The following is a 21,521-nucleotide window of genomic DNA, read 5'->3' on the forward strand; positions in this document are numbered from 1 at the left end:
CTCCGAAGCCGTCCGGGACGTGCAACGGGCCGTCGAGAAGCGCCTGCTGACGGCACGTGACAGAAGGACCGTGGCGAGCTACGCGGCGGACAGACGCAGGGCACTCGCCGCCACGGGGACATGAGCGGCAGCGTGCCGTACGGGGGGCAACACGCTGCGCACCTCAGCCGACGTGGGCGGCCAGGGCGGCCTCCACCGCGCTCGCGCCGGCCGTGTCGGAGGCCCAGGCCACGTAACCGTCGGGCCGCACGAGGAGAGCCGTACGGCGCTCGCTCGCCCAGCGCTCCACGGTCAGCCGGTCCTTGCGGGCGGCGCCCCGCTCGTCGTCGTACACGTCCGGGGTGATCAGGACGAAGCGGCCGCCGCGCAGGGCCTCGTGGAGGCGGCCCCCGCCGGCCAGGGCGACGTCCGGGACCCGGGTGCCGGTGAGGCGGTGGGCGCCGCGGGGGGCGGGGTAGCGGTAGCCGATCCCGGTGAGTCGGCCGACCGCCCTGCGGCGGGCCGGGGCGGCGGTGCCGAGGAAGGCGGTGAGGGCGGCGCGCAGGGCCAGGGTCCAGGGGCGCTTGGCCATGGCCAGGCGGACGATGCCGCCGCTGCTGCGCAGGACGGACCGGCCGACCGGGTGGCGTTCGGCCTGGTAGGTGTCGAGCAGCTCCGGGCGCGCGTGGCCATGGATCACCTGGGCGAGCTTCCAGCCCAGGTTGGCCGCGTCCTGCAAGCCGGTGTTCATGCCCTGGCCGCCGGCCGGGGTGTGCACGTGCGCGGCGTCGCCGGCCAGGAAGACGCGGCCGACGCGGTAGGCCGGCGCCTGGCGTTCGTCGCTGTGGAAGCGGGACATCCAGCGGGCGTCGTGCATCCCGAAGTCACGGCCGAGGGCGAGGCGGGTGACCTCCCTGACCTCGTCGAGGTCGAGGGGCTCGCTGTCGGGGACGTCGCGGGCGCGGTTCCAGCCGATCACCCGGTGGTAGCCGTCGCCGAAGGGCGCGAGGAAGGCGAAGGCGTCGCCGACGGCGTTGACGGTGAGCAGGGTCTCGGGCTCCTCGGCGAGCCGGACGTCGGCGAGGACGACGGAGCGGATGACGGAGCGGCCGGGGAAGTCCAGTCCGAGGGCGTTCCGTACGGCACTGCGCATGCCGTCGGTGCCCACGACGTACTCGGCGCGCAGCTCATCCGCCTCTCCGGCGGGGGTGCGGACGGTGACGGTCACACCGTCCGCGTCCTGCTCGACGCCGGTCACCTCGTGCTCGTACCGGAACTCGGCCCCGGCCTCGGTCGCGCGCCGCCGCAGGGCCTTCTCCACCTCGTACTGCGGGATGACGAGGAGGTGGTTGAAGCGGGAGGGGAGGGTGTCGAGGGCGACGGTGAGACGGCCGAAGAGTCGGAGGCGGTCGAGGGGGCGGCCGGCTTCCTCGACCTCGTCGGCGAGACCGCGGGCGTCGAGCTGCTCGAGGGTGCGGGCGTGCAGGACGAAGGCGCGGGAGAGGTTGCTGATGTCGGCGGAGCGCTTTTCGAGGAGGGTCACCGGGACGCCGGCGGTGGCGAGGTCGCCGGCGAGGAGGAGGCCGGTGGGGCCGGAGCCGACGACGATCACGTTGTGGGTGGTGCCGGTGATGTCGGTGGTGCCAGTGGTGCCGTTCATGCGGGCCTCCTGGGGTGCCAACGGTCGTTGGCCAACATGTGTTGGTCAACACCTGCCGGTCAACGCTTGTTGGCAAACATAGGACCGCCGTCGGGGGGATGTCAACGAGTGTTGGCAAACGCTTGTTGACCCCCTCGGCGACCTGCGCCTTCTACCCCGCACCCATTGGCCCGCACCCATTGGCCTACACCTGCTGGCCAACGCATGTTGACCAAGCCTGTTGACTAACGCTTGACTGCCCACGACCGTTGGCCAACGTTTATTTGCCCACGCCCGTTGGCCTACGATCGTGCGCATGAACGGCAGCGACATCAGCGAAACGGATTCCGCTCCGGGCCCCGCCCGCCGACGCTCCGACGCCACCCGCACCGCGATCCTCGACGCCGCCCGCGAGCGCTTCGCCGCAGACGGCTACGAGCGGACGACCATCCGGGCCATCGCCAAGGACGCCGGCATCGACCCCTCCATGGTCATGCGCTACTACGGCAACAAGGAGGGCCTGTTCGCGGCGGCCGTCGCCGTCGATCTGCGGCTGCCGGACCTCACCGCGCTCCCCCGGGAGGAGGTCGGCCACGCCCTCGTCACCCACTTCCTCGCCCTGTGGGAGGAGAACGAGGAGCTCACGGCCCTGCTGCGGGTCGGGGCCACCCATCAGGCCGGCGCCGAGCGGATGCGCGGCATCTTCCGCGACCAGCTGCTCCCGGTGGCCGTGGCGGTGTGCCCGGACCCCGAGCAGGTACCGGCCCGCGCGGCGCTCTGCGCGACCCAGCTGCTCGGCCTGGCCCTCACCCGCTACGTGCTGCGGCTCCCGCCGACGGTGGCGCTGCACCGTGAGGAGATCACGGCCTGGCTGGCACCGACGGTCCAGCGCTACCTGACCGCGCCGCATCCGTAGAAACGACCGAGGGCGCCGTACTCGGCGACGGCGCCCTCAGAGGTCGTAGGTGGTCCGGCGGGTCAGGCCTTGGCCTTCCCCGGCTTCACCACGCGGTGCTCGGTCTTGGACTTGTCGAGCACCATCACCAGGCCGGTGATGAGCGCGAACAGCGCGATCGGGAGCACGACGTAAAGGCCCAGCGTCTCGGCGACGCTCAGGCCGGTGCCGGGGTCGTCGCCGTCGTCGCGGGTCAGCGCGAGCGCGGGGGACGACATGAGCAGCATCATCAGCGTCGTACCGGCGGCCAGGGCGCCGGCGCGCAGGGCGTTCTTCTTGTCCACAGAGCAAACGTAGCGAACGCCCTGAAGGGCCGCGCGCCCGGGGTGCCGTACGAGCACGCCCTAACCCTCCGGAACCCCCGGGACCTCCCGCGGCTCCGGGGCCTCCGGGGCCTCCGGGGCCTCCCGCAGGACGTCGATCAGCGCGTGCAGTCTCGGTGACGCCGCCAGTTCCTCCAGGGTCACGGGCCGCCCCTCTCCGTCGGCGATCGGCAGCCGCCAGTTCGGGTACTGGTCCCAGGTGCCCGGGAGGTTCTGGGGACGGCGGTCGCCGACCCCGTCCGGGAGCCAGACGCCGATCATGCGGGCGGGGGTGCGCACCAGGAACCGGTGGACCGCCTGGACCTGCGCCTCCTCCGAGGAACGGTCACCGCCGCCGCCCGTCCCGGCCAGCAGCCCCAGCCGGGTGAGCAGGTCCAGCCACTCCCCCGCGTCGGCGGCGGCCTCGGCGCGCTCCTCCTCCAGGGGGCGGGTCAGCAGACCGAGCCGGTCGCGGAGTTCGACGTGCTCGCCGGTGAGGCGGGCGGCCGTGGACGGCAGGTCGTGGGTGGTGGCGGTGGCGAGGCAGTCGGCGCGCCAGCGGTCCGGCGGCAGGGGGCGCCCGTCGCCCTCCCAGTCCCGTTCGAACCACAGGACGGACGTCCCGAGCACCCCGCGCTCCCGCAGCGCCTCGCGCACCCCCGGCTCCACGGTGCCGAGGTCCTCCCCGATCACCACGGCACCGGCCCGGGACGCCTCCAGCACCAGGACGGCGAGCATGGCCTCGGCGTCGTACCGGACGTAGGTACCCTCCGTGGGCGGCTCTCCCTGCGGCACCCACCAGAGCCGGAACAGCCCCATGACGTGGTCGATGCGCAGGGCGCCAGCGGAGCGGAAGAGGGCTGCGAGCAGCCGCCGGTAGGGGGCGTAGCCGGACGCGGCCAGCCGGTCGGGGCGCCACGGCGGCAGCCCCCAGGCCTGGCCGCGCGCGTTGAAGGCGTCCGGCGGGGCGCCCACCGACATCCCGGCGGCGAAGAAGTCCTGCTGCGCCCAGGCGTCGGCGCCTTCCGGATGCACGCCGACCGCGAGATCGTGGACGATCCCCACGGCCATGCCCGCCTCGCGCGCGGCGCGCTGGGCGGCGGTGAGCTGGGTGTCGGTGAGCCAGGCGAGGCGGGAGTGGAAGTCGACGCGGTGCATCAGCTCACGCCGGGCACGGGCGGTCTCGGCGGAACGGGGGTCCCTGAGCCCCTCGGGCCACCGGTGCCACTGCGCCCCGTGCACCTCGGCGAGCGCGCACCAGGTGGCGTGGTCCTCCAGGGCCTGGCCGTGTTCGGCGAGGAAGTCGCAGTAGGCGGCGCGCCGTCCGGGTCCGAGCGGTACCCCGGCGACCAGTTCCAGGGCCTGCCGCTTGGCCTCCCACACGGCGTCCCGGTCGATCAGCTCCCCCTTCTCCAGCACGGCTTCCCGCAGCCGCGCCGCCCGCTCGGCCGGGGCGCGCAGCCGGTCGTCGTCGACGTACGCGTACTCGGGCACGTCCTCGACGCGCAGATGCACCGGGTCGGGGAAGCGGCGCGAGGACGGCCGGTACGGGGACGGATCGGTGGGCGCCCCGGGTACGGCCGCGTGCAACGGGTTGACCTGCACGAACCCGGCCCCGAGCACCCGCCCGGCCCAGTCGGCCAGCTCCCGGAGGTCGCCGAGGTCCCCCATGCCCCAGGAGCGGCGGGAGAGCAGGGAGTACAGCTGGACGAGAAGTCCGTACGAGCGTCCCGGCGGCGCGGGCAGCCGGGGCGGGGCCACGACGAGGTGGACGCGGGTGGTACGGCCGTCGGGGGCGGTGGCCGTCAGCCGGTGGACCCCGTGCGGCAGTCGCTCCGCGCTGTCCCGGGTCCCGCCCTGCTCGGTCTCGACGCGCAGCCGGGTGCCCTCGGGGAGGGCGGTGAGCGCCTCGCAGGGGCTGCCGCTCCACTGGACCACCGTCGGCGGCAGCAGCCGCTCGGCCAGCTCGCGCTCCCGGGCGGCGAGCGCGGCCCGGACGGCCCGCGGGCCGTCCGCGTCGACACCGAGCGCGGTGAGCGCGCGGGTGACGGCGGCGGGCGAGGCCATGACCGTACGGTCCGGTGCGGGCTGGTAGGACACGGCGACGCCGTGCAGACCGGCGAGCCGGGCGAGCTCCTCGCCGAGGGGTGCGGTCATCTACGGCCTCGTGGAGTCGGAGTCCGCGGCGGCGAGCGGCGGCTCGCTGGTGAGGGGTTCGGCGTCGGGCAGCGGAGGCTCGCTGGTCAGCGGGACCTCGGCACGGGCGCCTTCGGCGCTGAAAGCGCACAGGTGGGGCTCTTCTAGGGGGTCGGCGGAGGGTTCCGCCGGGCGTTTGGAGTGGGCCGGTGCGATCACGGGGGCCTCCTTGTGGGGTGCGGTGCCGGTATCGCAGGCCTACCCAGCCGACGCGAGGACAGACGTCCCCGCCCCGTCCCACGCTGCCACACGCCCCGCGGAAGATCCCGGCACGCGCGCGTGCCGTTGCCCCGGCGGCGTGAACCGTCGCCGCGGAGCCGGTCGATAGAGGGGGTGTGAGACTGTTCCGCCCCATGAGGGGCCACGGGGAGAGTGACACGGACGCGGCGCTGCTGCGGGCCGTGGCCGACGGGGACGCGGGGGCCCTGGGCACGCTGTACGACCGGCACGCCGGGTGGCTGTACGCCCGGCTGGTCCGGCGGTGCGCGGATGCCGAGGTGGCGCGGGAGGTGGTGCAGGACACCTTCGTGACCGTGTGGCGGTCGGCGGCCGGGCACCGGGGCGGGGAGGCCGGCGGATGGCTGTGGACCATCGCCGCCCGGCGGCTCGTGGACGCGCGGCGGGTGCGGGAGCGGGCCGGGAGGATCGAGACGGCGCCCCTCGACACCGTCGCCGGTTCCGTCACGGCCGAGGCGCCCTCCGCCGAGGAACGCGTACTGGCCGGGCTGGAGTACGGCGACGTCGGCACCGCCCTCGCCCGGATCTCGCCGGAGCTGCGGGAGGTGCTGCGCGCGACCGTCGTCGACGGGCTCACCACCCGGGAGGCGGCCCGGCTGCTCGGCATACCCGAGGGCACGGTCAAGACCCGCGCGATGCGGGCCCGCGCCGAACTCCGGTGCGCCCTTGCCCAGTTGACTCCGACCCCGACAGCCGCTCCGGCGGGAGGCCAGGCATGAGCACCGACCACTGGCATGTGAGCCACGACCACGCCGCCCGGTACGCCGACGGCACGCTCCCGGAGGCCGACGCCTGGTCCCTGGAGAAGCATCTGGAGGGGTGCGGGGGGTGCGCGCGGCGCGTCTCGGCGGCGGTCGGGCAGGTGCCCGCGGCCGCCCTGATCCTGGCGCAGGTGCGGGAGACCGTACTCGGCGAGGCCGCGCTGGAGAAGGACGCCGTCCGTGGCGTCGCCGTGGCGCGCGGCACCGCGCTGAACAGCGCCGGGGCGGCCACGGCACCGGCAGCCGCCGCTCCGGCAGGCACTGCTCCGGCAGGCACTGCTCCGGCAGGCGCCTGGCCGAAGGGCGCCACGTCGGAGGGCGCCGTCGCCCACGGCGCCGTCGCCCACGACGCCGTCCCGCACCACGCCGTCCCGCACCACGCCGTCCCGCACCACGCCGGACGGCGCGCAGCCGCGGTGCTGGGGAACGCCGTACCGGACGACGACGGCGTACGGCAGCAGGAGACCGCCGCGCCCCGCCCGCCCGTCGCCGCCCCGCCCGCCCCCCGTGCCCGCCTCTGGTCCTCGTTCCTCGCCCGGGCGCTGTGGGCCGCCGGGCCCGCCGTGCGCGGTGCCTGGCTGCCCGCGGTGCTGCTGGTGGCGCTCGGGGCGCTCGGCCTGGCGTACGGGGCGGACGTCGAGGCCGCCCGGCCGCTGCTCCTCGTCCTCGCGCCGGTCGTGCCGGTCGCCGGGGTCGCCCTGTCCTACGGGCCGTACGCCGATCCCCTGCACGAGATCGCGGCGGCCACGCCCTCCGGCGGGCTGCGGCTGGTGCTGACGCGGACGGCGGCCGTCCTCGGGGTCAGCCTGCCGCTGCTCACGCTCACCGGTCTGCTGCTGCCGGCCTCCGGCGCCCCGGGCGCGGCCGCCTGGCTGCTGCCGGGCCTCGCGCTGACCCTGGCCTCGCTGGTGCTCGCCGGTTTCGTCGGCTGCCGCGCCGCCACCGCGGTGATCGGCGGGGGCTGGCTGGGTGCCGTCCTCGTCCCGGCGCTGACCGCCTCCGGCGGCCCCGCGCTCGCCGGGCTGGCCGAGCAGCTCGGCCGCTGTCTCGACGGCCCCGTGGCCCAGGGCGGCTGGGCGGCCGCGGCCGTGCTGAGCTCCGCGCTGCTGGCCGCCCGCCGTTCCGCCTACGACCACCTGCCGGCCCGGTGAACCGGATCTCGCGGCCGGCCCCGCAGTCCCCGCACGCACAGCCTGGAGTAGACGTGAGCACGATACGCGTGAGCGGACTGCGCGTCCGCCACCGCAGGACGGTGGCCCTCGACGCCGTGGATCTGGACCTCGGCCCCGGCGTGCACGGCCTGCTCGGCCCCAACGGCGCCGGGAAGACCTCCCTGATCCGGGTGCTGGCCACCGTGGCGCGGCCGGACGCCGGCCGGGTGGAGATCCTGGGCGAGGATGCCGGCGACGCCCGGCGGCGCGGCGCGGTCCGCGCCCGGCTCGGCTATCTGCCGCAGGAGTTCGGGCACTACCCGGGCTTCACCGTGCGCGAGTTCGTCGCGTATGTGGCGTGGCTGAAGGAGATGCCGGCCGCCGGGACCGCGGCCGCCGTGGAGCGGGCCGTCGAGCGGGTCGGTCTCGGGGACCGGATCGACGCGAAGGTGCGGACGCTGTCCGGCGGCATGGTCCGCCGGGTCGGCATCGCGCAGGCCCTCGTCAACGAGCCGGACGTCCTGCTCCTCGACGAGCCCACCGCGGGCCTCGATCCCGAGCAGCGCGTCGAGTTCCGCGCACTGCTGCGCGAACTGGGCGCGCGGTCCACGGTCGTGGTCTCCACGCATCTGGTGGAGGACGTGGCGGCCGCCTGCACCGAGGTCACGCTCCTGGACGCGGGCCGGGTCGCCCACCGGGGCACTCCCGCGTCCCTGACCGCCCTGGGCGAGGGCGCGGACGCCGTGGGCGACAACCCGATCGAACGCGGGTACACGGCGGCCCTGCGCGCCCATCGCGCCGGCCGCACCGGTCTGGAGGCGGCGCGATGACCCTGATGGCGGAGCGAGAGACCGGGCGGCGCGCGCCCGGGCACCCCCTGCGGGCCGAGGCCGTGCGCGGCTTCGCGCCCTGGGCCGGAGTCGCCGGCTTCCTCGTCACGGCCGTGCCGTCGGCCGCCGGGGCCGATCGCTGGCAGGGCGGCTGGGCCGAGACCCGTACCGAGCTGCACGGTGTGCTGCTGATCCTGCTGCCGCTCGCGGCGGCCGCGGGCTGCTGGCAGGGCGGCCGGGAGCGGCGGCGGGGCACCGAGGAGCTGTGGGGGACGGCCGTGCGCGGCCCGCTCGCCCGGTTCCTGGCGTCCGCGCTGCCGGTGGCGCTGTGGGTGACGGCGGGCTACCTGCTGGCCGCGGCCGGGGCGATGCTCGCGTCCTGGCCGTACGCCACGGGTGACCGGCCGTACCTGGACCTGCTGCCGGCGGACGCGGTGGTGCTCACGGCCGCCGGGGTGGCCGGTCAGGTCGTGGGGCGGCTGGTTCCCTGGCGGGTGGCGGCGCCGCTGGTCGCGGCGGGCGGGTATGCCGGCCTGGGCCTGTCCGGGCGGTCGGGGACCGGCGCCGGCCGCCGGCTGGACCCGGCGGTCCCGGTCGCCGAGCACCTGGTGCCGGTCGGATGGCAGCCGGCGGCGATGGCGGTGTGGGCGGTGGGGCTGACGGCGGCCGCGGTGCTGGCGTACGCGGCCCGGCGGCGGTGGACGGCGCTGCCGCCGCTGGTGGCGGCCGTGGCGGCGGGCGCGCTGCTGGTGGGGAGCGGGGACGGGCTGTGGCGGGAGAACCCGGCCGCCGGCCGTCAGGTGTGCGACACCTCGACCACGCCCCAGGTGTGTGTGAACGCCCGCTACGGCGAGCTGCTGCCGCAGGTCACGGCCGCGCTGTCGGGGGTCACCCGGCGGCTGGAGGGCGTACGGAACCTGCCGGCGCGGTTCGAGGACCACCGGGGCGAGCCGCGCGACGGCGAGGTCCAGCTGCCGATGCTGACGCCGATCGGCTGGTCGGTGGTGCGGGGGCGGCTGACCGATCCGGAGCAGTACGCGTGGGAGGCGGTGATGATGCTGGAGGGCCGGGGGGACTGCCGCGAGCTGGACCCGGACCTGCGCCTGGCGGACGACGCCGTGCAGCACTATCTGGCGCCGAGCCCGGCCGAGCGGACGTTCGACGAGCTGGCCGCGCAGGGCGACGAGGAGCGGCGGCGCGAGTTCGCTCGGCGGAAGGCGGCCCGTGCCGCGCTGGCCGCGATGGGCGACGACGAGCGCCGGAGGTGGCTGTCGGCGTACTTCGCGTCGGTGGGCGCCTGCGGCGCGGGCGAGGTGCCGGCCCTGTGAGCGGTGTGCTGCTGTACGCCCGGTCCCGGGCCGTGCCCGGCGCGCTCGCCGCTCTCGCCGGGACCGCCGTTCTCGCCGGGCTCGCCGTGGGGGCCGCCCGGACGGGCGCCGGAGCGGACCCGGACCGGCTGGCGGCGGTGGTGGCGCTGGCCCCGCTGCCGGCCGTCTCGGTGCTGGGCATGAGCCTGTACGCGGCCTCCGACGAGCTGGACCGTACGGCCGTGCGCCCCTGGTGGCCGCGCCGGCTGGCGCACCTGCTCGGTCTGACGGCGGTGGCGGCGGCCCTGCTGCCGCTCGTCGTGGTCGGGGACGGGCTCGGTTTCGGCCCGTCGGCGATGCTCCGCAACGTCCTGGGCTGCACGGGGGTGACCGCCGCCGCGGCGGGGGTGCTGGGCGCACGGATGAGCTGGCTGCCGGGGTGCGCCTACGTGGGCGCGGTCTGTCTGGCGTCGGCCGGGGTGCACGGGCGGGCGGTCACGGTGTGGGCCTGGCCGGTGCAGCCGGGGCAGGTGACGGCGGCGTGGGTGGCGGCCGCGGTCGCGTTCCTGCTGGGCACGGCCCTGTACGCGGTACGGGGTGCCCGCCCCGAAGGGCCCCGTGGCTGAACCGGCCCGGCGCCGGTGCCACGGGGCACGAAGAAGCCCGGATCGTCAGGCGGAGATGCCGTCGATCCGGGCCAAGGCGTCGTCCGCGCCGTAGGGCTGCAGATAGGGCAGCCAGCGCGGGTCCCTGTGGCCCGTGCCGATGATGCGCCAGGCGAGGCCGGTGGGCGGAGCGGGTTTGTGGCGCAGCCGCCAGCCGATCTCGACGAGATGGCGGTCGGCCTTGACGTGGTTGCAGCGGCGGCAGGACGCCACGACGTTGTCCCACACGTGCTTGCCCCCGCGGCTGCGCGGGATGACGTGGTCGACGCTGGTTGCGACGCCACCGCAGTACATGCACCGGCCTCCGTCCCGCGCGAAGAGCGCACGACGGGTGAGAGGAACGGGCCCCCGATAGGGAACCCGGACGAATCGCTTGAGCCGGACCACGCTGGGTGCGGGGACTGTGACGGTCGCGCTGTGCAGGAAGGCGCCTGACTCTTCCAGGGAGACGGCCTTGTTCTCCAGGACGAGGACGAGCGCGCGGCGGAGCGGTACGACGCCGAGCGGCTCGTACGACGCGTTGAGGACCAGGACATGCGGCACGGATGCCTCCTTGGGCGTCGGCGGCGCGTGGCTCGCGCCGGGACGAACTGCAGTCAGTCTCTCCTCTGGCCTGGTGGACGCGCCACCATGTCCCGGTAACGGGCTGGGAGTGTTTTCGACCACACCCTGATTCATCCCCAGGATCATGGCCTGTTCAAGCGCAGGTGAGCACCGTCTCTCCTTGCCGCATCGGGCGGACCCACACACAATGCCCCGTTAGTGTGGTGGTTCTGCCTGTCCGGTGACCGTTCCGTGACCTTGACGACCTTGACCATCGCACCGGAGGCGGACCGCTGCACCTGGAGGTACCTGCCGTGTCCCTGCCCGCCGTCCTCATGGCCGCCGGCTCCTCGCCGACGCCGACTCCCTCGGAGTCGCCGACCGTGGCGGTCCCCTCGCTCCAGGACGCCCAGGAGAGTGCCACGAACGCGGCCAGCTGGGTCGAGCAGAACTGGTCGACGTGGCTCGCGATCGGGCTGAGGGTCCTGCTGATCCTGGTGATCGCGGCCGTGCTGAGAAAGTTCGTGCTGCGGGCGATCAGCAAGCTCATCGACCGGATGACCCGGTCGGTCGAGTCGACCGAGGGCTCCACGCTGGGCGGTCTGCTGGTCAACGCCGAGCGGCGCCGGCAGCGGTCGCAGGCGATCGGTTCGGTGCTGCGCTCGGTGGCGAGCTTCCTGATCCTGGGCACGGCGGCCCTGATGGCCCTGTCCGCCTTCGAGATCAACCTCGCCCCGCTGCTGGCCTCCGCCGGTGTCGCGGGCGTGGCCATCGGTTTCGGCGCGCGCAACCTGGTCACGGACTTCCTCTCCGGCGTCTTCATGATCCTGGAGGACCAGTACGGCGTCGGCGACCAGATCGACGCGGGTGTGGCCACCGGCGAGGTCATCGAGGTCGGGCTGCGCGTGACCAAGCTGCGCGGCGACAACGGTGAGATCTGGTACGTGCGCAACGGCGAGGTCAAGCGGATCGGCAACCTCTCGCAGGGCTGGGCGACGGCCGGTGTCGACGTCACGGTGAAGGCGTCCGAGGACCTCGACCGGCTGAAGGCGACGCTGGACGAGGTCGCCGAGAAGATGAGCAAGGAGGAGCCCTGGAACGAGCTCCTGTGGAGCCCGATCGAGGTGCTGGGCCTGGACAGCGTGCTGCTCGACTCGATGGTGGTGAGGGTCTCGGCGAGGACGATGCCGGGCAAGTCCCTGACCGTCGAACGCGAGCTGCGCTGGCGCATCAAGCGCGCCTTCGACGCGGCGGACATCCGCATCGTCGGCGGCGCCACGGCGCCCGCCGAGGAGGACCCGGCCGATCCGACGGCGACGGTCGCGGCCCCGTCGGCCTTCGCCAACACGGACTCGCCCCAGGCGATGGCGGCGTCCCCGCTCACTCCGCAGCGGGCGGCGGCACCCGCGCCGAAGTAGCCGGAAGGAAGGCGGCTCGCGAAGGCGGCTCGCGAGAGCGGCTCGCCCTCCCCGGGCACCTGTGCACAGCCGGTCCGCATCCCCATGATCTTCACAGGTGCCCCACCCTTCCCCCGCGTCACACCACCCCATATCGTCGCTCTGGTACCGGGCCCTTGTTCTGGAGCGCAACGCCCAGGGGCCCGGCTCGAATGTGGGGATACATGAGAAGACTCGCCATAGGCACCGCTCTGTCCGGCGCCCTGGCCCTGGGGGTTCTGACCGCACCCGCCGCCTCCGCGGACTCGCCGGACCTGACGTTCACCGGCGTCAAGGTCAACAACGGCAAGGCGATCGTGGTGGGCACCACGGCCAAGGTGAAGGTGCCGGTGACGTACACGCTGGCCCGTCCGGCCGACCTGGCGATCGACTACAAGACGAACTTCGCGGGCGTCATGCTCTACCGCGGCTCCCTGGCCGAGCAGGACAACTCGATCGAGCCGGACACGGCGCCGGCCTGCACCACGACGGCCACCAGCGACACCCGGGTGATCGAGTCGTGCACCGAGACGCTGGTCATCGACCCGTGGGACCACCTCTACGAGGCCGCGGACGCCGGCACCTGGAAGGCCGCGGGCTTCTACGGCCACGGCGCCACCGACCTCGACGACTCCGACGGCCACATCAGCTTCGAGCTCGGCTACGACATCTGGGCCAACCCGGCGACCGCGAAGATCAAGCGCGCCGCCAGGCTGACCGTCAACGCCACGCCCGAGCCCGTCGTCAAGGGCCGGACGCTCACCGTCAAGGGCAGGCTCACCCGCGCCAACTGGGAGACCGGCACGTACAGCGGTTACACGAACCAGAAGGTCACCCTCCAGTTCAGGGCCAAGGGCGCGACCGCCTACACCACGGTGAAGACGATCACCTCCGGCACCGGCGGCGCCCTCTCCACCACCGTGAAGGCGGGCAAGGACGGTTACTACCGCTTCACCTTCGCCGGCACCTCCACCACCGCGGCCAGAACGGCCGCCGGTGACTTCGTCGACGTGAAGTAGCCCGCCGGGCCGCCCGGGCCCACGGCCCTCGCGCGCCCCCGCACCGCCCCCGCACCGCCCCCGCACCGCCCCCGAGGTAACGACTGCGTTGCCTCGGGGGCGGTTTCCGTTTTCCTGCCTTGACGCCCGCTTCGCGACGGGCTTACCGTCCCTTCCAGCCGATAGGAAAGTTTCCTAACAGTGGCCGGAAGTGGACTCACCTCCCACGTCACTGGGAAGCTGTGCAGTTCAGAGAGGCAGGTGTCGACCCATGGCAGGAACCGCCGGTACGCCGGGCACCCCGCGCGTCCTGCGCGCCATGAACGACCGCGCCGCCCTCGACCTCCTGCTGGCGCACGGCCCCCTGTCCCGCACCCGCATCGGCAAGCTCACCGGCCTGTCCAAGCCGACCGCCTCCCAGCTCCTCGCCCGGCTGGAGGCGGCGGGCCTGGTCCTCGCCACCGGCACCACCGAGGGACGACCCGGCCCCAACGCCCAGCTGTACGAGGTCAACCCGACCGCCGCCCACGCCGCCGGACTGGACGTCACCCCCGAACGCGTCCTCGCCGCCGTCGCCGACGTCACCGGCCGGACCGTGGGCACGTACGAGGTGCCCGCACCCCCCAGGAAGACCCCGGAGGCCGTCGTACGACAGGTCACCGAGGCCCTCGACGGCGCGGTGAAGGCCGCCGGCCTCACCCGGGACGACGTGCGCCGGCTCGTCGTCGCCACCCCCGGCGCCTTCGACCCCACCACCGGCCGGCTGCGCTACGCCTCCCACCTGCCCGGCTGGCACTCGCCCGCGCTGCTCGACGAACTCGCCGCAGCCCTGCCGATGCCGGTCGAGTACGAGAACGACGTCAACCTCGTCGCCGTCGCCGAACAACGGCTCGGCGCGGCACAGGGGCACGACGACTTCGTCCTGCTGTGGAACGAGGGCGGTCTCGGCGCCGCCCTCGTCCTCGGCGGGCGGCTGCACCGCGGCTGGACCGGCGGCGCGGGAGAGGTGGGTTTCCTGCCCGTCCCGGGAGCACCGCTGGTCCGGCAGGTGACCAAGGCCAACAGCGGCGGCTACCAGGAGCTGGCCGGCTCCCAGGCCATCCCCCTGCTCGCCCGGGAACTCGGTATGACCGGCATCCCGGACGGGCCCTACGCCGAGGTCGCCGCCGCCCTCGTGGAGCGCGCCGCGGCCGAGGACACCGTCCTGCACCGGCTGCTGCTCCAGACGTACGCGACCCGGCTCGCGACCGGACTCGCCTCGCTCGTCTCCGTCCTCGACCCCGAACTCGTCGTCCTCAGCGGCGCCTCCCTGACCGCCGGCGGCGAGGTGCTGCGCGCCCTCGTCCAGGCCGAACTGGAGGAGCTGGCCGCGTCCCGGCCGAAGCTGGTCGTGGGCGACGTCACCGAACGGCCCGTGCTGCGCGGCGCGCTGGAGAGCGCGCTGGCGGCCACCCGCGACGAGGTCTTCGACACCTCGCGCTAGACGCACCCCCGCGCAGCGCCCCTCTCCTCACCCCGCACAGCCCCTCACCTCACCCCGTCCTGTCCCCAGGAGGTTCCGTCATGCCCACACGTGTACCCGAAGTCGCTCGAAACGCGGCCTTCGCCCTGACCGCCTCGACGGTCCTGCTGCTGAGCACCACCGCCTGCACCGGACAGGCGTCGTCCTCCGGCGCGGGCGACGACGCCTCCAAGGAGCAGACCATCACCTTCTGGCACGCCTGGAGCGCGCCGAACGAGGTCAAGGGCGTCGAGGCACTGGTCGCCGGCTTCGAGAAGGCCCACCCCAACATCCACGTCCGCGTCGTCGGCAACATGACCGACGACAAGATCAACCAGGCGCTGCGGGCGGGCGGCAGCAAGGCGCCCGACGTCATCTCGTCCTTCACCACCAACAACGTCGGCAAGTTCTGCTCCTCGGGCGCCCTGGTCGACCTCGACCCGTTCTTCGAGAAGTCGGGCATCGACCCGGACACCACCTTCCCGAAGGCGATGAACGAGTACACCCGGTACGACCTCGACCGCTGCGCCGTGCCGCTGCTGGGCGACGCCTACGGCCTCTACTACAACAAGACCGCGTTCGAGAAGGCCGGCATCATCAGCCCGCCGAAGACCTGGTCGGAGTTCGCGGCCGACGCCAAGAAGCTGACCATCCCCCAGGGCGACACGTACAAGCAGCTCGGCTTCATGCCGAACTACCACGGCTGGGAGACGACGACCGAGCACTACATGGGCCAGTTCTCGCCGACCTACTTCAACAAGTCCGGCAAGTCGACGATCGCCACCGACCCGGCCGTCGCCGACGCCCTCACCCTCCAGAAGAAGCTCGTCGACGAACTCGGCGGCTTCAAGAAGCTGGAGAGGTTCCGGGCCGGCCTCGGCGACGAGTGGGGTCCCAAGCACCCCTTCCACACCGGCCAGGTGGCCATGCAGCTGGACGGCGAATGGCGCCTCGGGATGGCCCTGGACGCCAAGCCCGGCTTCGAGATCGGCGTCGCCCCGCTGCCCGTCCCCGACGACCGGGCCGACCAGTACGGCAAGGGCTACATCACCGGCACCATCGCCGGCATCGCCGCCACCAGCAAGAAGCAGAACGCGGCCTGGGAGTTCGTCAAGTACATCACCACGGACACCGACGCGGTGGTCGGCTTCTCCAACGCCATCCACAACGTGCCCTCCACGCTGGCCGCCCTCAAGTCCCCCGACCTGAAGTACGACCCGCGCTTCAAGACCTTCCTCGACATCGCCGCGAACCCGAACTCGACCACCTCCCCGGCCTCGGTCAACGGCGGCGTCTACCTCACCACCATCCAGCAGCTCGGCTACGACTACGAGAGCGGCAGGCTCACCGACCTGCAGGCCGGCCTGAAGAAGGCCGCCGCGCAGATCGACACGGACATCGCGCAGGCGAAGCAGCCATGAGCACGGTCACCTTGCGGGCGAAGCGCCGGAAGTCGGCGCTTCGGACCCTCGCCTTCCTCTCGCCCTGGCTGATCGGCTTCGCGGTCTTCTTCGCGTACCCGATGATCTCGACCGTCTACTTCTCGTTCATGCACTACGACGGCTTCACGCCGCCGGCCTGGAGCGGGACGAAGAACTGGACGTACGTCTTCGAGTCCTACCCGTTCTTCTGGCCCGCCCTGCGCAACACCCTCTGGCTGGTCGTGATCATGGTGACCCTGCGGGTCCTGTTCGGACTCGGCGTGGGGATGCTGATCACGAAGATCAAGACGGGTACCGGTGTCTTCCGCACCCTCTTCTACCTGCCCTACCTGGCCCCGCCGGTGGCGGCCACGATGGCCTTCGCCTTCCTCCTCAACCCCGGTACGGGCCCGGTCAACTCGATCCTGGGGAGGATCGGCATCCCCGCCCCGGGCTGGTTCAACGACCCGGACTGGTCCAAGCCGGCGCTGACCCTGCTGGCCCTGTGGGGCGTCGGCGACCTGATGGTCGTCTTCATGGCCGCGCTCCTCGACGTGCCGAAGGAGCAGTACGAGGCGGCCGAGCTGGACGGGGCGTCGCCGTGGCAGCGGTTCCGGTACGTGACCCTGCCGAACATCTCGCCGATCATCATGTTCGCCGTCGTCACCGGCGTGATCGGGGCCATGCAGTACTACACCCAGCCCCTGGTCGCCGGAAAGGTCGCCTCGGGGGTGATCCAGGGCGCGGGCACCCTGTTCGAGCCCGGCTACCCGGAGCACTCGACGCTCACCCTCCCCCAGCTCGTCTACAACCTCGGCTTCCAGCGCTTCGACTACGGCTCCGCGTGTGTCGTCGCCCTGGTCCTGTTCGCCCTGTCGATGGCGTTCACCGCGCTTCTGATGCGGCGCCGGGGCGGTCTCATGCAGGCAGGTGACTGACATGACTCAGGTACTGGACCGGCCGGTGGAGGCGCGGACCCCCGCCTCGCCCGCCGGGCGCACCGCGCGCCGCAGGGCGGTCCTGGAATGGATCGCGGTCCACTCCCTCGGCGTGGCCGCGGCCCTCTTCTTCACCCTTCCCTTCGTGTTCGTGTTCCTGACCTCGCTGATGAGCGACTCGCAGGCGCTCAGCCGGGACCTGGTCCCGCACACCTGGGAATGGGCCAACTACCGCAAGGTCTTCGACACCCCCGGCTTCCTCACCTGGTGGCGGAACACGCTGCTCTACGCCGGGCTGGGAACGGTGCTGACCGTCGTGTCCTCCGTCCCCGTGGCGTACGCCCTGGCCAAGTTCCGCTTCCGGGGCCGCAGTCTCACGCTCATGCTGGTGATCTCGATGATGATGCTGCCCCCGCAGGTGGTCGTCATCCCGATGTACCTGTTCTGGGCGAAGCAGCTGGACCTGTCGGGCACGCTGTGGCCGATGATCGTCCCGCTGGCGTTCGGCGACGCGTTCTCGATCTTCCTGCTGCGCCAGTTCCTGATGACCATCCCGAACGAGTACGTGGACGCGGCGAAGGTGGACGGCTGCGGCGACCTGCGCACCCTGCTGAAGGTCATCCTCCCCATGGCCAGGCCGGGCATCGCCGCCGTGGCGCTCTTCCAGTTCTTCAACGCCTGGAACGACTACTTCGGCCCGCAGATCTACGCCTCGGAGAACCCGGGCGCCTGGACGCTCTCCTACGGCCTGGAGTCCTTCAAGGGCGCCCACCACACCGACTGGAACCTCACCATGGCGGCCACCGTGCTGGTCATGGCCCCCGTGATCCTCGTGTTCTTCTTCGCGCAGAAGGCGTTCGTCGAAGGTGTCACCCTCACCGGAGTAAAGGGTTAACAAGCCATGAAACTCACCGTGGTCGGCGGCGGCTCGACCTACACGCCCGAACTCGTCGACGGGTTCGCCCGGCTGCGCGGCACCCTCCCGCTGGAGGAACTGGTCCTGGTCGACCCGGCGGCCGAACGCCTGGAACTGGTGGGCGGGTTGGCGAGGCGCATCTTCGCCCGCCAGGGCCACCCCGGGCGCATCGTCACCACCTCCGACCTGGACCGGGCCGTCGACGGCGCCGACGCCGTGCTGCTCCAGCTCCGCGTCGGCGGCCAGGCGGCCCGCGAACAGGACGAGACCTGGCCCCTGGAGTGCGGCTGCGTCGGCCAGGAGACCACCGGCGCCGGCGGCCTCGCCAAGGCGCTGCGGACGGTCCCGGTGGTCCTGGACATCGCCGAACGGGTCCGCCGCACGAATCCGGACGCCTGGATCGTCGACTTCACCAACCCGGTCGGCATCGTCACCCGCGCCCTGCTGCGGGAGGGCCACCGGGCGGTCGGCCTGTGCAACGTGGCGATCGGCCTGCAGCGCAGGTTCGCGGCGCTGCTGAACGTCTCCCCGCCGGAGGTCCACCTCGACCACGTCGGCCTCAACCACCTCACCTGGGAGACCGGCGTGCGCCTGGGCGGCCCGGAGGGCGAGGACGTCCTGCCGGGGCTGCTGGCCGGCCACGGCGACGCCATCGCCGCCGAACTGCGCCTGCCCCGGCCCCTCCTCGACGGCCTGGGCGTGGTCCCGTCCTACTACCTGCGCTACTACTACGCCCACGACGAGGTCGTACGCGAGCTGCGGACGAAGCCCTCCAGGGCGGCGGAAGTGGCCGCCATGGAACGGGAGCTGCTGGAGCTGTACGCCGACCCGGCGCTGACGGAGAAGCCCGGGCTGCTCGCGAAACGCGGCGGCGCGTACTACTCGGAGGCCGCGGTGGACCTGGCGGCGTCGCTGCTCACCGGGACGGGCAGCCCGTACCAGGTGGTGAACACGTACAACAACGGCACGCTGCCCTTCCTCCCGGACGACGCGGTGATCGAGGTCCAGGCGGCGGTGGGCTCCAAGGGCCCCTCCCCGCTCCCGGTGGCCCCCGTGAACCCGCTCTACGCGGGCCTGATGGCGAACGTGACGGCGTACGAGGCCCTCGCCCTGGACGCGGCCCTGCGCGGCGGCCGTGACCGGGTCTTCCAGGCCCTCCTCGCCCACCCCCTGGTCGCCCAGTACGAGTACGCCGATGCCCTGACCGACCGTCTGATCGCACACAACCGGGAGCACCTCGCGTGGGCCTGACCGCAAGCGTCCTCGCCATCGACGCGGGCAACAGCAAGACCGACGTGGCGGTGGTGGCGGCCGACGGGGAGGTGCTCGCCACCGCCCGCGGGGGCGGCTTCCGGCCGCCCGCGGTCGGCGTCACGGCGGCCGTGGACACGCTCGCCGGCACCGTCGCGCGCGCGTACGGCTCCGCCGGTGTCACCTCGGTGACCCATGTCTCCGCCTGCCTCGCCAACGCCGACCTGCCGGTGGAGGAGGAGCAGCTGGCGGCCGCGCTGCACGCACGCGCGTGGGGCACGACCGTGGAGGTCCGCAACGACACCTTCGCCATCCTCCGCGCCGGCGTGCCCGACCCCCGGGGCGTGGCCGTCGTCTGCGGCGCCGGCATCAACTGCGTCGGCATGCGCCCCGACGGCCGCACCGCCCGCTTCCCCGCCCTGGGCCGCCTCTCCGGCGACTGGGGCGGCGGCTGGGGGCTGGCCGAGGAGGCGCTGTGGCACGCGGCCCGGGCCGAGGACGGCAGGGGCGGCGACACGGCCCTGGCCCGCACGCTGCCCGCCCACTTCGGCCTGCCCGGCATGTACGCCCTGATCGAGGCACTGCACCTGGCCCGCATCCCGGACGCCCGCCGGCACGAACTCACGCCGGTCCTCTTCGCGACGGCGGCGGAGGGCGACACGGTGGCCCGCGGGATCGTCGACCGCCTGGCGGAGGAGGTGGTGACGATGGCGACGGTGGCCCTGACCCGGCTGGAGCTGCTGGAGGAGGAGACCCCGGTGCTGCTGGGGGGAGGTGTCCTGACGGCGGGTCACAGCCGGCTGGACGACGGGGTGCGGGAACGGCTGGCGGCACGGGCGCCGAAGGCGGTGGCGCGGGTGGTGCGCGCCCGCCCGGTGCTGGGGGCGGCGCTCCTGGGCCTGGACCGGCTGGAGGCGGGCGCCGGAGCACAGGAGAGGGTGCGCGCGCATTTCGACGCGGGGTAGCCCGTCCCCCGGCCGCGGCCCCCGGCGAAGGAACCGAACACACACCCGCAGCGTATTGATGAGCAGGGGTGACTGCGATCTGATCAAGATCCAGGGATGCCGGTTCGCATTGTCACTCCCGCCAGCGATACTTGCGGCGAGGCATGACCATGGGGGAGGTCAACAACGTGGCAGAACCGGCAACACTCACTCCACCGCCGACCCGTCGTACGGCCTTCGCCGAGGGCGTCGACAAGGCGCGCGCCGCCGCGACCACGGAACCGGGCCGGCTGCGGGTCATCGGCGCCCTCCTCGCCCTCCTCGTGGTCGCCTTCGGGGCGGTCACCGCCTGGCAGACGGCCGACCGCGAGGCGGCGGCCGACGACGTGCTGCACCAGAGCCAGCCGCTCAGCGCCGCAGCGGCCGACATCTACCGCTCCCTCGCGGACGCCAACACGGCGGCGTCCAGCGGCTTCCTGGCGGGCGGCCAGGAGACGGCCGCCTCCCGGCAGCGCTACGAGGACGACATCGACAAGGCCGCCGCCAACCTCGTCACCGCCGCCAACAACTCCGACCCGGGCTCCCCCTCCGCCGCGGCGATCACCAAACTGAACAAGCTGCTGCCGGAGTACAAGGGCCTGGTCGAGCGGGCGCGCACCTACAACCGGCAGGGCTTCCCGGTCGGCGGCGCCTACCTGCGGTACGCGAACCAGAAGATGCAGGACGACATGCTCCCGGCGGCGGAGGACCTCTACCAGAAGGAGAACCAGCGCCTGGAGGACGACTACGCCGACGCCACCCCCTACCCGTGGGCGGCGATCGCGCTGGGCGTCCTCGCGCTGGCCGGCCTGGCCTGGGCCCAGCACCGCAACTACCGCCGGACGAACCGGGTCCTGAACCACGGGCTGGTCGCGGCCACGGCGACCACCACCGTCGTGCTGCTGTGGCTCGTCGTCGGCCACAGCGTGGCCCGCGCCGCCCTGAACGACTCCTACGACCACGGCGTGCGCTCGCTGAACGTGCTGCACGACGCGCGGATCGCCTCCCTCAAGGCGCGCGGCAACGAGAACCTCACGCTGGTGGCGCGCGGCGCGGAGACGGTGAAGGTCGGCAGCGGCACGGACGCGACGACCCTCGACAAGTACGACCACGACTTCACCGCGGACATGGACGACCTCGGCAGCGGGCTCGCCCTGGCGGCCGAGTACGCCGACGACCGGGCCGGCGAGAAGCCGGTGACCTCCGCCGAGGGCAACATGGCGGTGTGGAAGAAGCGCCACACCGCGGCCCGCGCCGAGGACGACAACGGCAACTACGAGCAGGCGCTGGCCCTGGTGATCGGCGCCAAGGGCGCGACCGCCGAATGCTTCGACAGCGTGGACAAGAACCTGGACCTCGCTCTCCGGCACGAACGGGCCGAGTTCCAGCAGGCGGCCGGGGACGGTCTGGACGCGATGACCGGGCTCCCGGTCGGCGCCGCCGTCCTCGCCGTGCTGGGCGCGGCGGGCGCGGTCCTCGGCATCGGCCGCAGGCTGTCGGAGTACCGGTGAG

Annotated in this window: 20 protein-coding genes; 15 read left to right on the forward strand and 5 right to left on the reverse strand. The window is 73.4% G+C overall.

Features of this window, described 5'->3' with window-relative positions; genetic code table 11:
• Nucleotides 1–163 precede the first annotated feature (163 nt).
• Nucleotides 164–1,639 carry an FAD-dependent monooxygenase gene (locus ACFY2L_RS05165; RefSeq protein WP_390821508.1) on the reverse strand — a complete coding sequence of 492 codons (1,476 nt, stop codon included), beginning with the start codon at nucleotides 1,637–1,639 and terminating at the stop codon, nucleotides 164–166.
• A 295-nt stretch (nucleotides 1,640–1,934) separates the two neighbouring features.
• On the opposite strand from ACFY2L_RS05165, the gene ACFY2L_RS05170 reads away from it, so the two are divergent.
• Nucleotides 1,935–2,534 carry a TetR family transcriptional regulator gene (locus tag ACFY2L_RS05170; protein WP_390821509.1) on the forward strand — a complete coding sequence of 200 codons (600 nt, stop codon included), beginning with the start codon at nucleotides 1,935–1,937 and terminating at the stop codon, nucleotides 2,532–2,534.
• A gap of 62 nt (nucleotides 2,535–2,596) precedes the next feature.
• Here ACFY2L_RS05170 and ACFY2L_RS05175 read toward each other — a convergent pair whose 3' ends face one another.
• Genes ACFY2L_RS05175 through ACFY2L_RS05185 form a run of 3 tightly spaced genes read right to left on the reverse strand, consistent with a single transcriptional unit; the run spans nucleotide 2,597 to nucleotide 5,230 of the window.
• Nucleotides 2,597–2,857 carry a hypothetical protein gene (locus tag ACFY2L_RS05175; protein WP_390659944.1) on the reverse strand — a complete coding sequence of 87 codons (261 nt, stop codon included), beginning with the start codon at nucleotides 2,855–2,857 and terminating at the stop codon, nucleotides 2,597–2,599.
• A gap of 60 nt (nucleotides 2,858–2,917) precedes the next feature.
• Nucleotides 2,918–5,032 carry a 4-alpha-glucanotransferase gene (gene malQ / locus ACFY2L_RS05180; RefSeq protein WP_390821510.1) on the reverse strand — a complete coding sequence of 705 codons (2,115 nt, stop codon included), beginning with the start codon at nucleotides 5,030–5,032 and terminating at the stop codon, nucleotides 2,918–2,920.
• On the reverse strand, nucleotides 5,033–5,230 hold the full coding sequence (locus tag ACFY2L_RS05185) for a hypothetical protein (RefSeq protein ID WP_390659946.1): 198 nt from the start codon (nucleotides 5,228–5,230) through the stop codon (nucleotides 5,033–5,035).
• A gap of 194 nt (nucleotides 5,231–5,424) precedes the next feature.
• Here ACFY2L_RS05185 and ACFY2L_RS05190 point away from each other — a divergent pair, with 194 nt between their 5' ends.
• From ACFY2L_RS05190 to ACFY2L_RS05210, 5 genes are read left to right on the forward strand one after another with little or no spacing between them, the layout of a single operon-like run.
• Nucleotides 5,425–6,027, forward strand: coding sequence for an RNA polymerase sigma factor (locus ACFY2L_RS05190; RefSeq protein WP_390821511.1), 603 nt, complete (start codon nucleotides 5,425–5,427; stop codon nucleotides 6,025–6,027).
• Nucleotides 6,024–7,220, forward strand: a complete 1,197-nt coding sequence (locus ACFY2L_RS05195) for a zf-HC2 domain-containing protein (protein ID WP_390821512.1) — start codon at nucleotides 6,024–6,026, stop codon at nucleotides 7,218–7,220. The genes ACFY2L_RS05190 and ACFY2L_RS05195 overlap by 4 nt, the downstream gene beginning before the upstream one ends.
• Before the next feature lie 53 nt (nucleotides 7,221–7,273).
• Nucleotides 7,274–8,050: an ABC transporter ATP-binding protein gene (locus ACFY2L_RS05200; protein ID WP_390659949.1), complete on the forward strand. Its 777-nt coding sequence runs from the start codon at nucleotides 7,274–7,276 to the stop codon at nucleotides 8,048–8,050.
• Nucleotides 8,047–9,378, forward strand: a complete 1,332-nt coding sequence (locus tag ACFY2L_RS05205) for a hypothetical protein (protein WP_390821513.1) — start codon at nucleotides 8,047–8,049, stop codon at nucleotides 9,376–9,378. Before ACFY2L_RS05200 ends, ACFY2L_RS05205 begins: the two co-directional genes overlap by 4 nt.
• Nucleotides 9,375–9,983 (forward strand): hypothetical protein, encoded by a 609-nt coding sequence (locus tag ACFY2L_RS05210; RefSeq protein ID WP_390821514.1) that lies wholly within the window; start codon nucleotides 9,375–9,377, stop codon nucleotides 9,981–9,983. The genes ACFY2L_RS05205 and ACFY2L_RS05210 overlap by 4 nt, the downstream gene beginning before the upstream one ends.
• A 45-nt stretch (nucleotides 9,984–10,028) precedes the next feature.
• On the opposite strand, the gene ACFY2L_RS05215 is transcribed toward ACFY2L_RS05210, so the two are convergent.
• Nucleotides 10,029–10,565 carry an HNH endonuclease gene (locus ACFY2L_RS05215; RefSeq protein ID WP_067244152.1) on the reverse strand — a complete coding sequence of 179 codons (537 nt, stop codon included), beginning with the start codon at nucleotides 10,563–10,565 and terminating at the stop codon, nucleotides 10,029–10,031.
• A gap of 335 nt (nucleotides 10,566–10,900) precedes the next feature.
• On the opposite strand from ACFY2L_RS05215, the gene ACFY2L_RS05220 reads away from it, so the two are divergent.
• The 9 genes from ACFY2L_RS05220 (at nucleotide 10,901) to ACFY2L_RS05260 (ending at nucleotide 21,520) form a co-directional block, all read left to right on the forward strand.
• Nucleotides 10,901–11,983, forward strand: a complete 1,083-nt coding sequence (locus ACFY2L_RS05220) for a mechanosensitive ion channel family protein (RefSeq protein ID WP_390660271.1) — start codon at nucleotides 10,901–10,903, stop codon at nucleotides 11,981–11,983.
• A 203-nt stretch (nucleotides 11,984–12,186) separates the two neighbouring features.
• Entirely contained in the window at nucleotides 12,187–13,020 is an 834-nt protein-coding gene (locus tag ACFY2L_RS05225; protein WP_390659952.1) for a hypothetical protein, read from the forward strand.
• Between the two features lie 250 nt (nucleotides 13,021–13,270).
• Nucleotides 13,271–14,482, forward strand: a complete 1,212-nt coding sequence (locus ACFY2L_RS05230) for an ROK family transcriptional regulator (protein WP_390659953.1) — start codon at nucleotides 13,271–13,273, stop codon at nucleotides 14,480–14,482.
• An 80-nt stretch (nucleotides 14,483–14,562) separates the two neighbouring features.
• Complete coding sequence (locus tag ACFY2L_RS05235; RefSeq protein WP_390821515.1) at nucleotides 14,563–15,921, forward strand: ABC transporter substrate-binding protein; 1,359 nt, start codon at nucleotides 14,563–14,565, stop codon at nucleotides 15,919–15,921.
• Entirely contained in the window at nucleotides 15,918–16,859 is a 942-nt protein-coding gene (locus ACFY2L_RS05240) for a carbohydrate ABC transporter permease (RefSeq protein WP_390821516.1), read from the forward strand. The genes ACFY2L_RS05235 and ACFY2L_RS05240 overlap by 4 nt, the downstream gene beginning before the upstream one ends.
• A 1-nt stretch (nucleotide 16,860) precedes the next feature.
• On the forward strand, nucleotides 16,861–17,754 hold the full coding sequence (locus ACFY2L_RS05245; protein WP_390659956.1) for a carbohydrate ABC transporter permease: 894 nt from the start codon (nucleotides 16,861–16,863) through the stop codon (nucleotides 17,752–17,754).
• Between the two features lie 6 nt (nucleotides 17,755–17,760).
• Nucleotides 17,761–19,026 (forward strand): 6-phospho-beta-glucosidase, encoded by a 1,266-nt coding sequence (locus ACFY2L_RS05250; protein ID WP_390821517.1) that lies wholly within the window; start codon nucleotides 17,761–17,763, stop codon nucleotides 19,024–19,026.
• Nucleotides 19,017–19,991 carry an N-acetylglucosamine kinase gene (locus ACFY2L_RS05255; protein ID WP_390659958.1) on the forward strand — a complete coding sequence of 325 codons (975 nt, stop codon included), beginning with the start codon at nucleotides 19,017–19,019 and terminating at the stop codon, nucleotides 19,989–19,991. Before ACFY2L_RS05250 ends, ACFY2L_RS05255 begins: the two co-directional genes overlap by 10 nt.
• Nucleotides 19,992–20,158: 167 nt before the next feature.
• Complete coding sequence (locus ACFY2L_RS05260) at nucleotides 20,159–21,520, forward strand: hypothetical protein (protein WP_390821518.1); 1,362 nt, start codon at nucleotides 20,159–20,161, stop codon at nucleotides 21,518–21,520.
• Nucleotide 21,521 lies beyond the last annotated feature (1 nt).

The organism is Streptomyces sp. NPDC001381, assembly GCF_042895685.1.
In the GTDB taxonomy this organism is placed as follows: domain Bacteria; phylum Actinomycetota; class Actinomycetes; order Streptomycetales; family Streptomycetaceae; genus Streptomyces.

What these genes read in the sequence shown, in the direction of transcription:
- ACFY2L_RS05225 (WP_390659952.1), top strand. Translation starts at nt 12,187, where the DNA reads ATGAGAAGACTCGCCATAGGCACCGCTCTGTCCGGCGCCCTGGCCCTG.
- ACFY2L_RS05165 (WP_390821508.1), bottom strand. Translation starts at nt 1,639, where the DNA reads ATGAACGGCACCACTGGCACCACCGACATCACCGGCACCACCCACAAC.
- ACFY2L_RS05245 (WP_390659956.1), top strand. Translation starts at nt 16,861, where the DNA reads ATGACTCAGGTACTGGACCGGCCGGTGGAGGCGCGGACCCCCGCCTCG.
- ACFY2L_RS05205 (WP_390821513.1), top strand. Translation starts at nt 8,047, where the DNA reads ATGACCCTGATGGCGGAGCGAGAGACCGGGCGGCGCGCGCCCGGGCAC.
- malQ (WP_390821510.1), bottom strand. Translation starts at nt 5,032, where the DNA reads ATGACCGCACCCCTCGGCGAGGAGCTCGCCCGGCTCGCCGGTCTGCAC.
- ACFY2L_RS05190 (WP_390821511.1), top strand. Translation starts at nt 5,425, where the DNA reads ATGAGGGGCCACGGGGAGAGTGACACGGACGCGGCGCTGCTGCGGGCC.
- ACFY2L_RS05230 (WP_390659953.1), top strand. Translation starts at nt 13,271, where the DNA reads ATGGCAGGAACCGCCGGTACGCCGGGCACCCCGCGCGTCCTGCGCGCC.
- ACFY2L_RS05250 (WP_390821517.1), top strand. Translation starts at nt 17,761, where the DNA reads ATGAAACTCACCGTGGTCGGCGGCGGCTCGACCTACACGCCCGAACTC.
- ACFY2L_RS05195 (WP_390821512.1), top strand. Translation starts at nt 6,024, where the DNA reads ATGAGCACCGACCACTGGCATGTGAGCCACGACCACGCCGCCCGGTAC.
- ACFY2L_RS05235 (WP_390821515.1), top strand. Translation starts at nt 14,563, where the DNA reads ATGCCCACACGTGTACCCGAAGTCGCTCGAAACGCGGCCTTCGCCCTG.
- ACFY2L_RS05220 (WP_390660271.1), top strand. Translation starts at nt 10,901, where the DNA reads ATGGCCGCCGGCTCCTCGCCGACGCCGACTCCCTCGGAGTCGCCGACC.
- ACFY2L_RS05170 (WP_390821509.1), top strand. Translation starts at nt 1,935, where the DNA reads ATGAACGGCAGCGACATCAGCGAAACGGATTCCGCTCCGGGCCCCGCC.
- ACFY2L_RS05240 (WP_390821516.1), top strand. Translation starts at nt 15,918, where the DNA reads ATGAGCACGGTCACCTTGCGGGCGAAGCGCCGGAAGTCGGCGCTTCGG.